Annotated in this window: 12 protein-coding genes and 1 pseudogene; 8 read left to right on the forward strand and 5 right to left on the reverse strand. The window is 73.3% G+C overall.

What is annotated here, in order from left to right; all coding sequences use genetic code 11:
• Nucleotides 1-200 (reverse strand): annotated as a pseudogene (locus ACZ6BB_RS31640) (2-oxoacid:acceptor oxidoreductase subunit alpha); the annotation flags it as partial.
• A 530-nt stretch (nt 201-730) separates the two neighbouring features.
• Here ACZ6BB_RS31640 and ACZ6BB_RS31645 point away from each other — a divergent pair.
• The 6 genes from ACZ6BB_RS31645 (at nt 731) to ACZ6BB_RS31670 (ending at nt 8956) form a co-directional block, all read left to right on the forward strand.
• A complete protein-coding gene (locus tag ACZ6BB_RS31645) occupies nt 731-1762 on the forward strand; it encodes an SMP-30/gluconolactonase/LRE family protein (RefSeq protein WP_471618547.1) in 1032 nt (343 codons plus the stop codon).
• Nucleotides 1763-1865: 103 nt separating this feature from the next.
• Nucleotides 1866-4253 (forward strand): MMPL family transporter, encoded by a 2388-nt coding sequence (locus tag ACZ6BB_RS31650; RefSeq protein WP_471618548.1) that lies wholly within the window; start codon nt 1866-1868, stop codon nt 4251-4253.
• Between the two features lie 598 nt (nt 4254-4851).
• The gene (locus ACZ6BB_RS31655) at nt 4852-5526 is read left to right on the forward strand and encodes an HAD family hydrolase (protein ID WP_471618549.1); all 675 of its coding nucleotides are present in this window, start codon (nt 4852-4854) and stop codon (nt 5524-5526) included.
• Nucleotides 5523-7169, forward strand: a complete 1647-nt coding sequence (locus ACZ6BB_RS31660; protein WP_471618550.1) for an FAD-dependent monooxygenase — start codon at nt 5523-5525, stop codon at nt 7167-7169. Before ACZ6BB_RS31655 ends, ACZ6BB_RS31660 begins: the two co-directional genes overlap by 4 nt.
• A gap of 52 nt (nt 7170-7221) precedes the next feature.
• On the forward strand, nt 7222-8241 hold the full coding sequence (locus ACZ6BB_RS31665; RefSeq protein ID WP_471618551.1) for a ScbA/BarX family gamma-butyrolactone biosynthesis protein: 1020 nt from the start codon (nt 7222-7224) through the stop codon (nt 8239-8241).
• A gap of 109 nt (nt 8242-8350) precedes the next feature.
• The gene (locus ACZ6BB_RS31670; RefSeq protein WP_013003887.1) at nt 8351-8956 is read left to right on the forward strand and encodes a response regulator transcription factor; all 606 of its coding nucleotides are present in this window, start codon (nt 8351-8353) and stop codon (nt 8954-8956) included.
• 66 nt (nt 8957-9022) lie between these two features.
• Here the strand turns inward: ACZ6BB_RS31670 and ACZ6BB_RS31675 are convergent, their stop codons facing one another.
• From ACZ6BB_RS31675 to ACZ6BB_RS31690, 4 genes are all read right to left on the reverse strand, one after another.
• Nucleotides 9023-10276: a sensor histidine kinase gene (locus ACZ6BB_RS31675; protein ID WP_471618552.1), complete on the reverse strand. Its 1254-nt coding sequence runs from the start codon at nt 10274-10276 to the stop codon at nt 9023-9025.
• An 87-nt stretch (nt 10277-10363) separates the two neighbouring features.
• The gene (locus tag ACZ6BB_RS31680; RefSeq protein WP_471618553.1) at nt 10364-12013 is read right to left on the reverse strand and encodes a SagB/ThcOx family dehydrogenase; all 1650 of its coding nucleotides are present in this window, start codon (nt 12011-12013) and stop codon (nt 10364-10366) included.
• 62 nt (nt 12014-12075) lie between these two features.
• Complete coding sequence (locus ACZ6BB_RS31685; RefSeq protein WP_471618554.1) at nt 12076-14472, reverse strand: TOMM precursor leader peptide-binding protein; 2397 nt, start codon at nt 14470-14472, stop codon at nt 12076-12078.
• The gene (locus ACZ6BB_RS31690; RefSeq protein ID WP_471618555.1) at nt 14469-14828 is read right to left on the reverse strand and encodes a TIGR04351 family putative TOMM peptide; all 360 of its coding nucleotides are present in this window, start codon (nt 14826-14828) and stop codon (nt 14469-14471) included. The genes ACZ6BB_RS31685 and ACZ6BB_RS31690 overlap by 4 nt, the downstream gene beginning before the upstream one ends.
• A 254-nt stretch (nt 14829-15082) precedes the next feature.
• On the opposite strand from ACZ6BB_RS31690, the gene ACZ6BB_RS31695 reads away from it, so the two are divergent.
• A complete protein-coding gene (locus tag ACZ6BB_RS31695) occupies nt 15083-15919 on the forward strand; it encodes an AfsR/SARP family transcriptional regulator (protein ID WP_471618556.1) in 837 nt (278 codons plus the stop codon).
• 145 nt (nt 15920-16064) lie between these two features.
• The gene (locus ACZ6BB_RS31700; RefSeq protein WP_471618557.1) at nt 16065-16871 is read left to right on the forward strand and encodes a thioesterase II family protein; all 807 of its coding nucleotides are present in this window, start codon (nt 16065-16067) and stop codon (nt 16869-16871) included.
• The last annotated feature ends 142 nt before the right edge of the window (nt 16872-17013 follow it).

The following is a 17013-nucleotide window of genomic DNA, read 5'->3' on the forward strand; positions in this document are numbered from 1 at the left end:
GCGGGGAAGTTCGGCAGGGTGGAGAGGTCGTTCCCGAACGACGCCGTCTCGGAGGTGAAACGGTCACCCGTGAGCTGCATCCCGTCACCGGAATCCCCGGCGAACCGGATGACCACCCTGTCCAGGCGGCGCACGTCCTTGGTGCGGATCCCGGCCGGCGTCGGCACGGCCTCTTCGATGTCCACGGTGTCTACCGTCACGCGTCTCGTCTCCTCTGGCTTGCCGCTGTCCGGCGCCGCTGCGTGGGCCGGGCCCTGCCGTCGCGCTTCCGTAGTCCCGGTGGGCGGGAACGAGCCGGCAGGGCCTGCCTGACCGGGACGCTAGGCAGGCCGCCTTGCGCCGGGCCAAAGCGCCCCGCGCGCGCCTTCTCCTAGGGCCTGTCCGGCCATTCCCGTCCGTCTCGCGCGCCTCCTCTTGGGGCCTGTCCGGCCATTCCCGTCCGTCTCGCGCGCCTCCTCTTGGGGCCTGTCCGGCCATTCCCGTCCGCCTCGCGACGACTGGAATGGCCGGACGGGCCCTGGCGCCGCCGGCCGCCCGCCGCCGGTTCAGCGGTGGTTCAGCGGTTCTCCAGAGCGGCTCGCGACCCTTCTCTCGGCCGGTGGACAGCCGGACTCGGCGTTCCCTTCTCCGGCGGTGCCCCGGACGGGCCCCGCCCGTCGTCACCGACCGCCGCCGCCGCGCACCGGCCCGCCCGACCTCCCCTCCTCGCGACCGTATGAAGGAGCACACCTTGGACGCGTCAGCCTCGGCCTCCCGCCGAACCCTGCTGAGAGTCGCCACCGCCGCCACCATGGGCGGGGCGCTCGCCGCCACTCCGCTGCCGGCGTTCGCGAAGTCCGCCCGCTGCCCGCTGCCGCGCACGCTCAGCGTCACCGCCCCGGGCCTGTACCCCGAGGGTGTCGCCTGGGACCCCACGAGGAAGGCGTTCCTCGTGGGGTCGAGCGCGCAGGGCACGATCTCGGTGGTCCGGGCGGACGGCTCCGTGACCCCACTGGTGGCCCCGTTCGCCCAGGTGTCGGTCCTCGGCATCACCGTGGACGCGCCCCGCCGCCGGGTCCTGGCCGCCTACACCGACTACTTCTTCCGGATGATGGGCATCATCGACCCCTCGCTGCCCCCGGTGTCCGGTGTCGGCGTCTTCGACCTCGCCACCGGTGCCGTGCGGCACCTGGTCGACGTGTCCGACGGACAGGCCCTGCCGCGCGCCAACGACCTCACCGTCGACCGGAACGGCACCATCCACGTCACCGACACCGGCGTCGACACGGTCACCTCGGTGAGCCGCGACGGAGAGGTCCTCCACGTCCTGCGCGACGACCGCTTCGCCACCGCCGACACCGGCCCGAACGGCATCGTCCAGCACCCCGCCGGCTTCCTCCTCATGGGCAAGTACGAGGGCGGCCGCCTCTTCCGCATCGACCGCCCCTGCTCGGCGCGGCCGAAGGTCAGCGAGGTCCGCCTGGACGGTGCGCCGGCCTCCCTCGACGGCATGGCGCTGCGCCCCGACGGCTCGCTGGTCGTCGTCTCCAACGACCTGTCGCTGTCCGGCGGACGCCAGAGCCCGGACGCCGTCCTGGTGCTGCGGTCCACCGACGGCTGGCGCACCGCCCGCACCGTCCAGCGCCAGACCTGGCCGCACGAGGACCCCACCACGGTCGCCGTGACCCCGTACGGCGACTACGTGGTCAGCGGCGGACTCCGGGAGATCCTCACCGGCGTCCCCTCGACCACGCCAGGCAAGTTCCACCTGCGCCGCCGCTGACGGCACCGGTCGGCGTCCCCGGGCGTCCGGGGCCGCGTACGACGCCGCGGGCGCCGTAGCCGACCCGGCACACATCACTCACCCCGACGTCCCGGGAGCCCCCATGACCGCAGTGACCAAAGACAATCCGCCCCCCGAGACCGCGCCGCCCCCCGGTGCGTTCACCGCCCTCGCCCGGCTGACCGGCAGCCGGGCCCGGCTGCTGCTCGTGCTCACCGTGATCCTGCTGGCCGGGGCCGTCGTCCTCGGCAGCGGTGTGGCCGACCGGCTGCGCAGCGGGGGCAGCGGAGGCGTCGTCGACCCCTCCTCCGAGTCCTCGTACGCCGCGGGCGTCCTGGAACGGGAGTTCCCCGGCGCCCGCCCCAACCTCGTCCTGCTGGCCCGGGCCGGCGCCGGGGTCGACGACGCCGACGTGGCGCGTCAGGGCCGGGAGCTGGCGGCCCGGCTCGCCGACGAGCCGGGTGTCACCGGCGTCACCTCCTACTGGGACACCGGCTCCGGCGCGCTGCGCTCGAAGGACGGCAGGGAAGCCCTGGTGGTGGCCCGGCTCACCGGGGACGAACTGGAGGCCGACCGCACCCTGGAGAACCGGATCGTCGGGCACTTCGACGGACGGCGGGGCGATCTCACCGTCCGGATCGGCGGCAGCATCGCCGTCCAGAACGAGCAGCAGGCCTTCATCCGTGAGGATCTCGTGCGCGCCGAGGTCATCGCCCTGCCGATCACGCTCCTCATCCTCATGGTCGTGTTCGGCAGCGCGGTCGCCGCGCTGCTCCCGATCGGCATCGGGGTGATCGCGATCCTCGGCACCAACGCGGTGCTGCGCGTCCTCACCTCCTTCACCGACGTCTCCGTCTTCGCCACCAACCTCACCACCGCCCTCGGCCTGGGCCTCGCCATCGACTACGCGCTGCTGATCGTGCGCCGCTACCGCGAGGAACTCGCCGTCGGCCGGGACACCTCCGGCGCGCTCGCCGTCACCCTCAACACCGCCGGACGGACCGTGCTGTTCTCGGCCGCGACGGTCGCCGTCTCGCTCGCCGCGATGCTGGTGTTCCCGCTGTACTTCCTGCGGTCCCTCGCCTACGCCGGGATCAGTGTGGTGGTCCTCGCCGCCGTCGCGGCCCTGGTGGTGCTGCCGGCCCTGCTCGCAGTCCTGGGCCGGCGGATCGACTCCCTGGACGTACGCAAGCTGGTCCGCCGCCGCTCCCGCGAGCGCGGGGAGCCCGCGGCGGCCGGAGCCGGCTGGGCCCGGCTGGCCCGGGGGGTGATGCGGCGCGCGCCGCTGGTGGCCACCGGCACCCTGGCCGTGCTGCTGCTCCTCGGCGCACCCTTCCTGAACGTCGACTTCGGCACCGCCGACTACCGGCAGCTGCCCACGTCCGCCGACTCCCGGGTGGTGCAGGAGCACATCAGGGACCGCTTCCAGGGCAGCCCCACCGGGGCGATCGAGGTCGTCACCCGGCAGGCGCCCGCCGCCGGACTGGGCGAGTACGCCGAGCAGCTGTCCCAAATCACCGGGGTCCTGCGGGTGGACGCGCCGACGGGCACCTACACCGACGGCCGGGCCACCGGGCCGGCACAGCCGGGCCGTACCTCCGGCGAGATCGCGTACGTCACCGTGGTGCCCGGTGTGGAGGCCGTCTCCGACGAGGGCAAGGAACTCGTGCGGGACGTCAGGGCGGTGGACACGGACTTCCCCGCCTCCGCCTCCGGGACGACCGCGGCCCTGATCGACAGTCAGGCGGCCATCGGACGCGGGCTGCCGTGGGCGGTCGGCATCATCGTGCTCGCCACCCTGGTCCTGGTGTTCCTGCTCACCGGCAGTGTGCTCGTGCCGCTCCAGGCCGTGCTGCTGAACGCGCTCAGCCTCACCGCGATGCTGGGTGCCGTCGTGTGGGTCTTCCAGGACGGGCACCTGTCGGGGCTGCTCGGCTTCACCCCGACCGGGAGCATCGAGACGGCCCTGCCGGTGCTGATGTTCTGCCTCGCGTTCGGCCTCTCCATGGACTACGGGGTCTTCCTGCTCTCCCGCATCAAGGAGGAGCACGAGCGCACGCACGACCACCGGGCCGCGGTGATCGAGGGGATCCGCTCCACCGGCGGCGTCATCACCGCCGCCGCGCTGGTCCTGTCGGTGGTCATGGTGGCCATCGGCACGTCCCGGATCACCAACACGAAGATGCTCGGACTGGGGGTCGCCCTGGCGATCCTCATGGACGCCATGGTGATCCGTACGCTCCTCGTCCCCGCCGTGCTGTCCCTCACCGGCCGGGCGACCTGGTGGGCGCCCGGACCGCTGCGCCGGCTGCATGCGCGGTTCGGCATCAGTGAGGGCGGCCCGGCACCCACCGCGCCCGCACCCGCAGCCGCACCGGCACCGGCACCGGCACCGGACGGTCCGGTCGAGCGGGCCGCGCCGGCGTCGGAGCCGAAGGAGAGGGAACGGGCCGGCACGGTCGGCGCGGCGGCCGGAAAGCAGTCCGGCTGACGGACGCCGGATCAGCGAACCCAGGGTGCGGGAGGACCTCCACAGGTCCTCCCGCACCTCTTTGCCGGGGCACAAGCGAACGCCGTTAGCGTCCGGGCAACGCGTCGGGCGGACGCCGCGGCGGCCTCGGGCGCATGCCCGGCCACCCGGTCGCCCCGTCACCCGGCCGCCGGACATCCGGTCACCCGGTCACCCGGTCGTCCGGCCTACGGCCGTCCGAGGGCCGACGCCGTCGCCGAGGCCGCCCGGAGGACCGGACGCCCCGCGACGGCGGGCCGGCCCCGCTCGGCCCGTCCGGATCATCCACACCGGCACACGTCGCCCGGGTCCGGGCCGACGACATCTGCGAGACCCGCGAGATCCACCGGAGCGACCGGATCCACCTGATCGAACAGCCGGATCCACCGGATCCACCGGATCCACCGGATCGAGCAGAGCGATCGGATCCACCAGAACGATCAGATCCACCAGAGCCAACAGATCCACCAGAGCCAACAGATCGACCAGAGCAAGGGGGACCAGTCCGATGACATCCACACAACCGACCGGGCCACAGGCGCGGTCCGTACGCCGCGTCGCGGCGGGCGAGGGGAGCGCCATGGCAGTCGACACGATCGTCGTCGACTACGGAGGAGTGCTGACCAACCCGCTCGTGGAGACCTTCGCCGCCTTCGCCGAGCTGGCCGGCATCGAGGCGGCCGACCTCGCCCAGGCGTTCCTGGCGGCGACGGAACTCCACGGCGAGACCCCGATGGCGGCCCTGGAGACGGGCGCGATCACCGAGCGGCAGATGGTGGACCGGATCCTCGCGCAGCTGCCCGAGGGGGCGGGCCGGATCCTGGCGGACGGACGCGGCTTCGGCGAGCTGTGGTTCCGGGGCCGGAGCCCCAACGAGCCGTTCCTGTCGTTCCTGCGCGCCCTGCGCCGCGACGGCTACCGGCTCGCCCTGCTCACCAACAACGTCCGCGAGTGGGAACCGCTGTGGCGCGCCCAGGTGCCCGTCGACGAACTCTTCGAGGTGGTCGTGGACTCGCACCGGGAGGGCGTGCGCAAGCCGGATCCGGCGATCTACCGGATCCTGCTCGACCGGCTCGGCACCCCGGCCAAGCGGTGCCTGTTCGTCGACGACACGGACGAGAACTGCCGGGCCGCGGCCGAACTGGGCATGCGGGCGGTGCGGTTCGCCGACACCGAAAGCGCCGTCCGGGAGATCTCGGGCCTGCTGCACCGTCCGGTGGCCGTGGCCGCCGGCGTCGCGGGAGGTGCCCGGTGACGGCCGCGGCGGTGCTGGTCGTCGGTGCCGGGCCCACCGGGCTCAGCGCCGCCTGCGCGCTGTGGGACCTCGGGGTGCCCTGCCGGGTCGTCGACCGCCGTCCCGGTCCCGGCATCGCCCCCAAGGGGCTGGTGCTGTGGAGCGGCGCGCTCGAATGCCTGGAGCGTCTGGGGGTCGCCGAGAAGCTCACGGGGACCGCCCTGCCGCTGGCCGGGGCGTCGTACTGGTCGAACGGCAGGCGTATCGCCGGTGCCCGGTTCGGCAACCTGACGGGAACCGCGTTCCCCGGTCCTCTCTGTGTGCCGCAGCCGGTCACCGAACGGGCGCTGCTGGACCGGCTGACGGAGCTGGGCGGCACGGTCGAGTGGGACACCGAGGTCACGGCGGTGACGGTGAACCGCGGCGGCCCCGGGGAGTCGGCGACCGTCACGCTGAGCGCGGCCGGGGGCGAGGAGTCGGTGACGGTGCCCTGGCTCGTCGCCGCCGACGGTGCCCGCAGCCTGGTGCGCGACAGCGTCGGCATCCCCTTCGAGGGACACACCTTCGACCGTACGTTCCTGATCGGGGACGGCCGGCTGGAGGGCGCGTCCGCCGAGGCCGAGGTCCAGCACCACATCACGCCCGACGGGGTGCTGGTGATCGTCCCCCAGCCCGAGGGCCACCGGGTCTTCTTCGACACGGAGCCGGACGAGCGGACCGAACCGCCCTCCGAACAGCAGCTGCAGCGGCTCCTCGACGAGCGGGGGCCGGGCGGACTGCGTCTGCACGGCACCTGGTGGACCAGTCGCTTCCGGGTGCACGCCAGGGTCGCCCCGAGGTTCCGTGAGGGCCCGGTGCTGCTGGCGGGCGACGCGGTGCACGCCCACACCACCGCCGGCGGGCAGGGGCTCAACACCGGCGTCCAGGACGGCTACGACGTGGGCTGGAAGCTGGCGAGCGTGGTGCGCGGCGCCGATCCGGCCCTGCTCGACAGCTACGAGGCCGAGCGCCGCCCCGCGTCGGTGCGGGCTGTCGCCAACGGGGAGCGGCAGACCCGGATGTGGCTGCTGCGCAGTCCGGCGGCCCGGTTCGTGCGGGACACGGTGATGCGGGTGCTGTCCGCCACCGGCCTGCTGGAGCGCAAGGCGATCCCTCTGCTCGCCCAGCTCGACCTGGACCACTCCGGGAGCCCGGCGGTGACCGCGTCCGGCGGTGCCGCGGGCGTGCCGCGGGCGCTGAGGCCCGGACGGCGTGCCCCCGACGTGGCGCTGACCCCGGTGCACGGCCCGGCGGCGGCGACGCCGCACGCCCGCCCGGCGGCCGGGCGACACACGCTCCTGGTGTACGGCGCCGGGGACACCGGCGAGTCGGCCGCGCGGGCCGCGCGGGCGGTACGGGCCCAGGGCGCGGGCGACATGGTCCACGTGCTGTGGATCCAGCCCCGGGACACCGCCGACGGGCCGGTCCCCGAGGGCGGCGCCGGGTTCGCCGTCGCCCGGGAGCAGGGCCACACGCTCGGCGGGGCCGAGGCCCGCTGGGTGGCGTACGTACGGCCGGACGGTGTCGTCGCGGCCTGTTCCGGGCCGGCCGGCCTCGACGGGCTGATCGCCCGGCTGCCGTCCCGTCCGGCCCTCACGGCGCCGGTCCCCGCCGAACTGCCCTGACCGGGCCGGGCCCACCGATCGCGACACCGAGACCTTGCTGGAAGGACCGACCATGAGCATTTCCACGTCCGCCCTCGCGCCCGAGACGGCCCCGGTGAGCCCACCGGCCCCCGAGGCGGAACTCAGCTACGACGCGACCGTTCCCCGTACCCTGGTCCACCGGGCCTCGATAGCCGAGGTCTTCGTCACCGACTCGGCGCAGACGGGTGAGGACGCGTACGCCGTCGCCGCCCAGCTGCCGCGCGGCCATCTGATCGGCGAGCACTCCCCGGCGTACGACTTCACCCTGCTGGTGGAAGTGGTGCGGCAGGCCGGCGTCCTGGTCGCCCACCGCCATATGGGAGTCGACCTGGGTGTGGCGTTCATCTTCCGGGACCTCCGGCTGCGTGTCACCGCCTTCGAGCCGTTGCGCATCGGCCGGCGGCCGGCCGATCTGCGGGTCGACGTGATCGTGCGGACCCGGCGCAACAGGGCGGGCCGGATCCAGGGGTTCAGCTTCACCGGGGACGTCGCCGTCGACGGGCGGCCCGCGATGCGCGGAGAGGGCGGGCTGCTGATCCTCTCCAAGACCGCGTACCAGGCCATGCGGAGCAGGCGGCAGCTGCCGGACCATCCCGGTTTCCTGCTCCCGCGCTTCACGGCGGCCGAACCGTGCTCCGTGGGGCGGCGCGACGCCAGGAACGTGTTCGTCACCGAACCCGTGACGGACGGCCAACCGGGGCGTTTCGCCTGCCAGTTGGTGGTGGACACCAGTCACCCGCACGTCTTCGACCACCCCCTGGACCATGTGCCGGGCCATCTGCAGATGGAGGCGGCGCGGCAGTTGGCGGTGGCCTCCGTGGCCCGGCTGCACGGCCTGGACCCGTGCACCCTGTCGCTGGCCTCCATAGAGACCGAGTTCACCGACTACGCCGAGCTGGACCGGATCACCAGCCTGCGGGCGACGGTCGGCGGATTCCGGTCGGACGAGGCACTGGGCACCTTCACCGTCCCGGTCGCGGTGGAGGCCGTCCAGGACGACACGGTCACCACGGCCATGCGACTTGAAGTGGCGCAATACGCGCAAAATTAAGTGAAGTTTAAAGGGAATCGCTCTCTGATCTTTTACGCCCACTCTCTGTCAAGTAGTGTCCTCGTCGAACGGGTCGTCCTGATCGTCGCGGCCCGACGGGGGGAGCACAGTGATCCGCATCCTGCTCGCCGAGGACATGCACATGGTCCGGGGGGCGTTGGTCGCCCTGCTGACCCTGGAGGATGACCTCACGGTGGTCGCCGAGGTCGAGCGGGGGGACCGCATCCTCCCCACGGCCCTGGAGTGTGTGCCCGATGTCGCCGTCATCGATGTCGACCTGCCCGGTCTCGACGGACTGAGTGCGGCGGCCCAGCTGGCCCAACAGCTGCCCTCGTGCCGCACGTTGATCCTGACCAGCCTCGGCCGCCCGGGCACGCTCCGCAAGGCGCTCGCGGCCCAGGTGGGAGGGTTCCTCCTCAAGGACGCTCCCCCGGACCGGCTGGCCGGCGCGGTGCGGGACGTCGCGGCGGGGAAGCGGGTGATCGACCCCCAGTTGGCCCTCGCGGCCTTCGACAACGGGGAGAACCCGCTGACGCCCCGTGAGACGGAGGTGCTGCGGATGGCCGCCGACGGAGCGGAGGCGGCGGACATCGCGAGCCGGCTGTTCCTCTCGGTGGGGACCGTGCGCAACTACCTGACGACCGTCGTCACCAAGCTCAACGCGCGCAACCGCGTCGACGCGATCCGGGTGGCCAGGGAGAGCGGCTGGCTCTGATGCGACGAGGGCCGGACGAGTGGTCCGACCACTCGTCCGGCCCTCCGCCCGCGGCGCCGTTCCCGCTCAGCCCGTCTTCCGGGTGGGCCGGCGCAGCGGGGCGCTGGCCCGCAGGACGAACCACCCCTCCTCGTCCAGCCCGGACGTCAGCCGGCCCCCGATCGACGCCAGCCGGAACTGCAGGTTGCCGAGGCCGCTGCCGTCCGCCCCGGACGAGGGGTCCCGGAAGCCCGTCGCGGTCTTCTGCACCCCGTCGTTGGCGATGGTGAGCACCAGCTCGCCCGAGGACGTCTTGCGGCAGTCGATCCGGCAGCTCTCCGCCTTGCTGTGGCGCAGCAGGTTGGTGATGGCCTCCCGGAGCACGGTGGCCATGATGGTGCTCACCTCCCCCTCGGGGAGGTCCGCGCGGCACCGCACCTCCGCCTGGATGCCCGCGGCCGCCAGGACCGCCTGTGCCGACACCGCTTCGCTGGTCAGGGACATGTCCCGGTAGCCGCGGGCAACCGTGCGTACGTCGGAGAGGGCCTGCCGGGAGATCTCCAGGATGCTCCTCAGCTCCTCCAGGGCCCGCTCGGGGGCCGCGGGCACCAGACGGCAGGCCAGTTCGCTCTTCAGGGTCACGGCGGACAGGCTGAAGCCGAGCAGGTCGTGCAGGTCCCGGGCGAAACGGAGCCGCTCCTGGGTGACGGCCAGCCGGGCGAGTTCCGTCTGGGCCGCGTGCACCTCGACCACCAGCTGGGCGAGCCGGTTGAGGCCGTACACGATCAGTCCCGTCAGCACGGTGGAGACGGTGATGTACACCGAGCCGACGAGGTTCATCCCCAGCAGCGGCCCCGTCGCGGCGGCCGCCGCGGCGACCAGCCCGAAGAGCGGCCAGGCCACCGACGGCCGGAGCACGAGCAGCAGCGAGGCGCCCAGGAAGCCCGCCATCCCGCCCCAGCCGAACCCCAGGACGGCCAGCGGCAGATAGGTCATCAGGGCCTGCAGGGTGAGCGTCCACCGGTACCAGCGAGCCCGGAAGTGCCGGAACCGCTGTGCGGTGTGCACCAGTTGGAGAAGGAAGACCAGACTGAAGCCGAAGGCCGAGGAGACCAGGGTGAGTGGCCCCGGCCCCGCGTCCGCGATGTTGAGAAAGCCGGTCAGGACGAACCCGCACTCGACGATCAGAACGACACTCCGGGCGAGCCGGGGCGGCGGGGCGCTGAGGCCCAGGAACCGCACCGCCGCCGAGAGAGGGGGGTTGCCGCCTACGCCGCCGTCGGCGGTGTCCTCTAAGGAAATGCCGGCGTCTGTCTCCGCGTCCGGCGCGGCTGCCTCCATGAAAACCCCTCACACTGAACGGGATCAAGGAGCGATCAGTCTATGCGGGTTCTTTGAACTTTAAGTAATAAATGTAGGACTCATGGATCAACTGTGCGCATTACATGGATGGTTGGTGACGGTCTCCGGGGCCACGCCGAGGGCGAAGCCGCCCACGCTCGGCTCGGTCAGCCAGTCGGTGCCCGTGGTGCGGGCGGCCAGTTCGATGTCGCCGCTGCCGAGGGCGCAGGAGGCCAGGCCCATCGCGGTCCCGATCAGATACAGGTTCTGTATCACGGCGCCGACGTGCTTCAGCGTCAGCGAGTAGGGGAGACCGCTGTACTTCCACGACAGCCGGTGGATGCGTGAGGTGATGGTGATGACCACGGCGGGCGGGGCGTCCAGCCCGGCGGAGATCTGCGCCTCCGCGAGCAGCTCCGCCGTCGCCGCGTCCGGGCCGTCGTCGCCGATGCGCACCAGGCAGTGCTCCAGCGGCGCGTAGTAGTGGGTGCCCGACGGGATCCCGGCGCAGTCCCGGACGGTGAGGTAGAACTCGAGTTCGTAGGCGCGGCCGCCGCTGGGGTACGGCCGGTCGGTGTACCCCTCCTCGTGCCGGCCCTCGCCGTGCCGCTCGGGCAGACCGCGCACCCGCAGGGCCCGGTACAGGAACTCGCCCAGTTCGGCGGCCGTGAGCGGCTCCGAGCCGTACGACCTGATGCTGTGGCGCTCCTCCACCACGGTGGTGAGCGGCGGGTCCGCGGCCGTCACCTCGCTCAGGGAGGGCCGGGGGAGCGGGATGCGCGTGCCGTCCGGCAGCGGCTTGACGGCCGGGGCGGGGGGCAGGCGCTCGGCGAGCGGATAGGTGGCACCGAAGTCCGCGTCGTGCCTGCCGAGGGTGGAGCGGCTGTGGAAGAGCAGGTCGACCGCGCCCCACGACAGCAGCGCCGGGTCCGTGTCCTCCGCGAACACCGGAACCGTGCCGCCGCCCCTGCCGCCGTCGTCCGCGCCCGTCCGGGACGGGAGGTCCCGGACGACGGGCTCCCGTTCGTCGGGGTCCTGTTCGACGGGCTGGTGTTCGGCGGCCAAAAGCATGCCGGTCCCCAGCAGATAGGCGACGATCTCCGTGACCGCCGGGGCGGTCAGGGGGACGGCCGCCACGATCTCGTCGACGGTGTGCGCGCGACCGAGCATGCCGATCACCCAGGCGGCCTCCGGGCCGTGCACCACGACCCGGTACAGCGACACGGGGCTCTCCAGGACGAAGCCCTCGCCCTCGGCGCGCAGGAACGCGAAGCGGGACAGCCGCACCGGACGGTCCGGGTCGACGGTGTCCGGCCGGTAGCGCGCCGACTGCACGATCGGGACCACCGACAGCAGCGGCTGTTCGGCGTCCTCCAGCATCAGCGAACGCACCACCAGGTGCCGCAACCGGTGCAGCAGCATCAGGATCTCGGCCTGCTCGTCCGCGGCGGTGGCCGTGCGCCCCCCGGGGGAGGAGGGGCGCACGGAGCCTTCGGCGGCCATCTCGGCCACCACGTTGGCCAGCGAGATCGGGCCGAGACTCATCCGCCGCAGGGCCTCACGGACCAGCGGCCCCGCCCGGTGCAGCCGGGTCTCCCCCCAGCGCCCGGACAGCACCACGGGACCGGCCGGGTCCCCCGCGTCCACCAGGACGTCCTCGCGGAGCGACCACAGGGCGACACAGCGCCGGTCGCGCCGTGTCGTCGCGGCTGTGCTGAACGGCCTTTCGGCGGACATCGAGGGCTCCTGGGGGACGGGAACGGCGGTGGGGCGCCGTTCCGGACGAACGATTCAGACGATCAGACGAACAAGGGGACGGGATTGAGGTCCTCGTACGGTGTCGGCGCGGCCAGCCGGCCCAGCCGTACGGGAACGTCGAACAGCCGGCCCGGCGCGTACCGGGCCCAGAAGTGGCGCAGGCCCGGTACGACGACCTTCATGACCGGAATCCCGATGTCGGGCCTGGTCTGGTCGAGCACCAGCAGATCCATGCCGTGCCCGCGCAGCAGCTCCACGACGGCCTCCACGTCGTCCCGCAGGTCCGGACGGCTGCGGAAGGCGAAGTCGGCCGGGCCGCGCGCCGGTTGGGAGGGATCGGGCAGCAGATAGGGCTGGGTGGCGACGGTCGCCCCCCACCACCAGCCGAGCGGTCCGGGGTCCGTCGTGCCGTACCCCGTGCCGTCGGGCCGGGCGCCGGTCACCGCGGGCAGCAGCTGGCTCATCTCCGTCAGGGCGCGGCGCAGCGCGACGGCCGGATCGAAGTGCGCGCCGAACCCGAACATGATGTCCTCGGCGGGTTTGTCGGTGCGCCGCGAGAGGGCCGCGAACACCGGTACGCCGAGGTCGGCGGTCAGGTCCAGCACCCACACCTCACGGTTCAGGTGCCGGTAGGCGTCGAGCAGTTCCTCGGTCCAGCCGTCGCCGAAACCACCCGTGCCGTCCAGCCGTACGCCGGGCTGGCGGGTGCGGTTGTACCACCACAGGGCCACGGCGTCCCGCTCGACCAGTTCCAGGAAACCGTGCAGGATCGCGTCCTCCGGACTGCTGCCGGCGGCGTTGCCGTTGGAGTCGGCGCGCAGCGAGCGCCGGCCGGCCACCGGCGGGGGCGACCCGTCGAGGGAACCCGGGAAGTACAGCATGCCGGTCGGCAGCAGCCGCTGCCGCTGCTCGGTGAGCGACCACACCGGCGTCCAGTCGACCGGCGCCCGGTCGTCGAAGGGTTCGGGGACGTACTGGAACGAGCCGTGCAGGGCGTTCCACCGCTCCCGGTCGCGGAACTGGCGGGCGGCGAACAGCTGGCAGGCGTCCGGGGAGACGGCCACGTCCCCCAGACCGCGCAGGCTGTCCCTGGTCCGCGGCTCGTCCCCCTGAAGGGTGCCGCTGTACCGCTCCAGGGCCTCGCACATGGCGCTCACCTCGGCGTCCAGCGCCGTGGCGCCCTTGCCGCCGCTGAGCTGTCGCAGGCCGGCCCGCAGCCGTGCCAGGTCGGATCCGCCCAGCGCGGCGTTGCGGCCCGCCAGGTAGCAGTGCAGACCCGCCGGCGCCCGAGGGTCCCTGCGGATCTCCTCGATCACCCCGGTCACCGGGCTGACCAGATGCCGGTACCGGTCACGGATCTCCTCGGGGGAGCACGCCCGGTGCCCCCCTCCGGCGTGCGGCGCCTTCGGCCGGGAGGCGATCGTCACCGGCCGCAGGACCTGCCGGGCGACGAGGCCGGGGTCGCCGCAGTCCGGACACTGCGGGCGGCGCCGCAGCTCGTGATGACGGGTCGTCAGGGCGAGGGTGTCCAGGGTCAGGACCGCGGACTGGCCCGGATAGCGGTAGCCGGCCAGCCACTTCGCCGTCTCCAGCGCGGTGAGCTGCGCGGCCGCGGCGGCCGTCGGCGGCACCTGGGCGGCGGGCCGGGGCACCGGCCCGGTCAGGCCGAGCGCCCGGCGCACCGGGGCCTCGCACAGCCGGTGGCCGCGCAGCCGGTGCGCCAGACACGACCAGCAGGGGCCGGCGCCCGGCTGGAACACCGGCCCGACCCACGCCGTCGAGGCGCCGGGCCTGGCCAGCAGCCAGGGCCGTCCCGTGACCCGGTGCAGAGCGTCGATCTCGCGCAGCTCGGGGTTGAGGTAGTCGTCACAGACGACCAGGGACAGTCCGGTGACGTCCTCCCCGCCCGCGACCTGCGCACTGTGGTCGGGGCCGGGGCGAAGGCGGTCCCCGAGGACCGCGAGTCCCGCGGCCCGGCACGCCTCTGCCACGCCCTCGGTGCTCGCGCCGCCCACCGACAGGATCTCCAGCGGTGCGGCGGCCACCTGCCGCAGGGCCGCCGTGCCGTCCAGCCCGGCCAGCTCCCAGTACGCGCGGGCGGGCCTCGCCGGGTCGTCGGAGCCGCCGCCGACCGGGGCCGGCGTCGAGTACCCCACGAGGCCGGCCTGCGCGAGCCTCCCGATCAGCCGCCCCACCCGCTCGGGCGAGATCTCGGGGGCCGCGTCCCGCAGCACGGACGACAGGTCGCGGGTGCCGTCCAGCAGGGGTACCAGGGCCTCTATGTGATCGCCCTGCAGCGCGGTCACCCCCCGGTCGGACAGCAGATAGGCCGCGTCGTCGGCGACGACCTCCGCCCTGAGATGGCTGCGGAATCCCACGAGTCGGCGGTCGTGCGTTCTCGGCACCCGCGCGGGACGCTCGCCGAAGAGGGCGGTCACCGCGCGGCCGCCCGGTTCCCGTCCGGCGCGGCCGTGTACCGGTGTTCCGGGGCCGGCGACAGGCAGAAGCAGAGGAAGGCGTGGGCGGTCCCCGGCCGTGAGAGCTCCTCGATGGTCAGCTCGCACACCGGGTTCTCCGGCAGCGACGGCGGCTGCTGGCCCTGGGCCAGCGTGACGCCGAACTCGTCGAGCACCGAACGGGCGTCCACCTGGTAGCGGCGCGAGAGCTCCGGCTCCAGCCACGCCTGTGCGACCAGCTCCATGAACCGCAGTTCCTGGCCGGGGGCCGGGTCGAGGCCCACGGCCACGTCCGTGCCGCACGCACCGTCGAGAGTGGAAATAACGCCTTCGTGCACGTTGCCCTCCGTAGAACCTGTGTGTGGTGATCGGACGTCGCCGTGATCTGACCGGCACGACAGGATTCTTCGGGGACCGGGGTCGTCACCGACAGTGTTCCGTTCATGCCTCTCATGTGAATTCGTCATGGGGTGCCTCCTCGGTAATTCACACGTGAGCGATGAAGCGATCACTGGGGCGGCGCGCGCCGCCGTGCCACTGTGGAGAGCTCCGAAACGCAAGCCGAGCGGTTTTGGCTGGAAGGAGTCCACACATGGAGATCCGGGTCCTGGGGCCGCTCGTCGCCCAGCTCGACCACACGTCCGTGGTGCCCAGCGCGGCCAAGCCCCGCCAGGTGCTCGCCCTGCTGGCGCTGCACGCCGGCCAGGTCGTGACCGTGTCCACGCTGCTCGACGAACTGTGGGGGGACGCCCCGCCGCGCACCGCGCCCGCCACCCTCCAGACCTACATACGGCAACTGCGCCGCCGGCTGGGCACGGTGCTGGGCCCGACCGCGGTACGCGGGCCGAAGGACATCCTGTGCACGCGCTACGGGGGTTACGCGCTGGACGTGGCCGGCCCCGACGACGCCACGCAGTTCCAGCGGCTGTCCGTGGCCGGGCAGACGGCGCTGCGCGAGGGCGCCGCCCGGGAGGCGTCCGCGCTGCTGCACCAGGCGCTGGCGCTGTGGCGCGGGCCCGCCCTGGCCGATGTGCAGATCGGCCGGGCGCTGGAGGTCGAGACGGTACGGCTGGAGGAGACCAGGCTGGGCGCGCTGGACGCCAGGATCGAGGCCGACATGCGGCTCGGCCGGCACGCCGCGCTGCTCGGGGAGCTGACCGCGCTGGCCGCCCAGCACCCGCTGCACGAGACCGTGCACGCGCAGCTGATGCTCGCGCTGTACCGCTCGGGCCGGCCCTCCCACGCCCTCGGCATCTACCAGCGGCTGCGCCAGTGTCTGATCCGGGAGCTGGCGCTGGAGCCGTCGACGCGGCTGCAGCGGCTGCACCAGGCGATCCTGCGGGCCGACCCCGCCCTGGAGTCACCGGATCCGGCCGTGCCCGGCGGCGCCGGACTGCGGGGCGCGCCGCTCACGCCCGCCTCGGTCTGATCCCTGCCTCCCTGCGACCGACCAGGGGAGTTCCTCTCCGAGCCCGGGGCGTTTGGCGGCCCTTAAGCGCCGCTCCCGACGCTGGGGGCACGGCGGGTACTGGCCACCTGGTGGCCACCGCGCAACGAGAGGAGTTCCGGTCACTATGACGCGATATCTGAGACGCGGTGGTCCACGCCACGACGGTCGCCTGCGCATGTTCTGCTTCCCCTACGCGGGCGGGGGCGCCTCCGCCTACGCCGGGTGGCAGCGCTGGCTGGGGACCGGGGTCGAGGTGCTGCCGGTGCAGTTGCCGGGCCGTGAGGGCCGGATGACGGAGCCCCGCTTCACCGATCTCCCCGCGCTCGTGGCGGACCTGGACCGGGAGCTGGGCGAGGAACTCGACCACCCGCACGTGCTGTACGGGCACAGCATGGGCGCGCTCGTCGCCTTCGCCCTGGCCCAGCACCGCCGGGCCCGCGGCGAACGGCTCCCCCTCGCGCTCCTCCTCGGAGCCCACCGCGCCCCCCACCTGCCCGCCCCGCCCATCACCCACGGCTATGTGGCGGACGACGCGGAACTCATGCGCGGGCTGGCCGCGCTGGGAGGTCTGCCCCGGGTGCTGCTGGACCGGCCGGAGTGGCTGGCGGCGCTGCTGCCGGTCGTCCGGGGCGACCTGATGCTCTGCGAGGGCGCCGGGAGCGTGGACCGCACCCCGCTGCCGATTCCGCTGCACACCTTCGCCGGGGCCGACGACCGCCTGGTGACGGTCCCCGAGGTACGGGAGTGGTCCCTGTACTCCACCGTGGACAGCGAGACCGTCGTGGTTCCGGGCGGCCACTTCTACATCAGGGAACAGGAGAGCGCCTTCCTCGACCGGCTCTCCGAGGTGCTGCGACGGTACGAGACCGCCCACCGCGCAGGTGTGGGCGGCCGCGACTTCGCGGACACCCCTCAGGCGGTCGGCGTCTGACGCACCGTGAACGCGACCGGCGGGGAGGTCGCGCCCGGGAGGGGGGGGGGAGGGAGAGCAAAAATGTAAAAAAAGGCAGGAGACAGGCGGGGGCCCACCACACCGACGAAAGCTCCGTTGGGTGTCTTGGCTTCCTCCCCCT

The sequence above is a fragment of the Streptomyces sp. NPDC041108 genome (assembly GCF_055592645.1).

What these genes read in the sequence shown, in the direction of transcription:
- ACZ6BB_RS31650 (WP_471618548.1), top strand. Translation starts at nt 1,866, where the DNA reads ATGACCGCAGTGACCAAAGACAATCCGCCCCCCGAGACCGCGCCGCCC.
- ACZ6BB_RS31655 (WP_471618549.1), top strand. Translation starts at nt 4,852, where the DNA reads ATGGCAGTCGACACGATCGTCGTCGACTACGGAGGAGTGCTGACCAAC.
- ACZ6BB_RS31665 (WP_471618551.1), top strand. Translation starts at nt 7,222, where the DNA reads ATGAGCATTTCCACGTCCGCCCTCGCGCCCGAGACGGCCCCGGTGAGC.
- ACZ6BB_RS31675 (WP_471618552.1), bottom strand. Translation starts at nt 10,276, where the DNA reads ATGGAGGCAGCCGCGCCGGACGCGGAGACAGACGCCGGCATTTCCTTA.
- ACZ6BB_RS31680 (WP_471618553.1), bottom strand. Translation starts at nt 12,013, where the DNA reads ATGTCCGCCGAAAGGCCGTTCAGCACAGCCGCGACGACACGGCGCGAC.
- ACZ6BB_RS31695 (WP_471618556.1), top strand. Translation starts at nt 15,083, where the DNA reads ATGGAGATCCGGGTCCTGGGGCCGCTCGTCGCCCAGCTCGACCACACG.
- ACZ6BB_RS31700 (WP_471618557.1), top strand. Translation starts at nt 16,065, where the DNA reads ATGACGCGATATCTGAGACGCGGTGGTCCACGCCACGACGGTCGCCTG.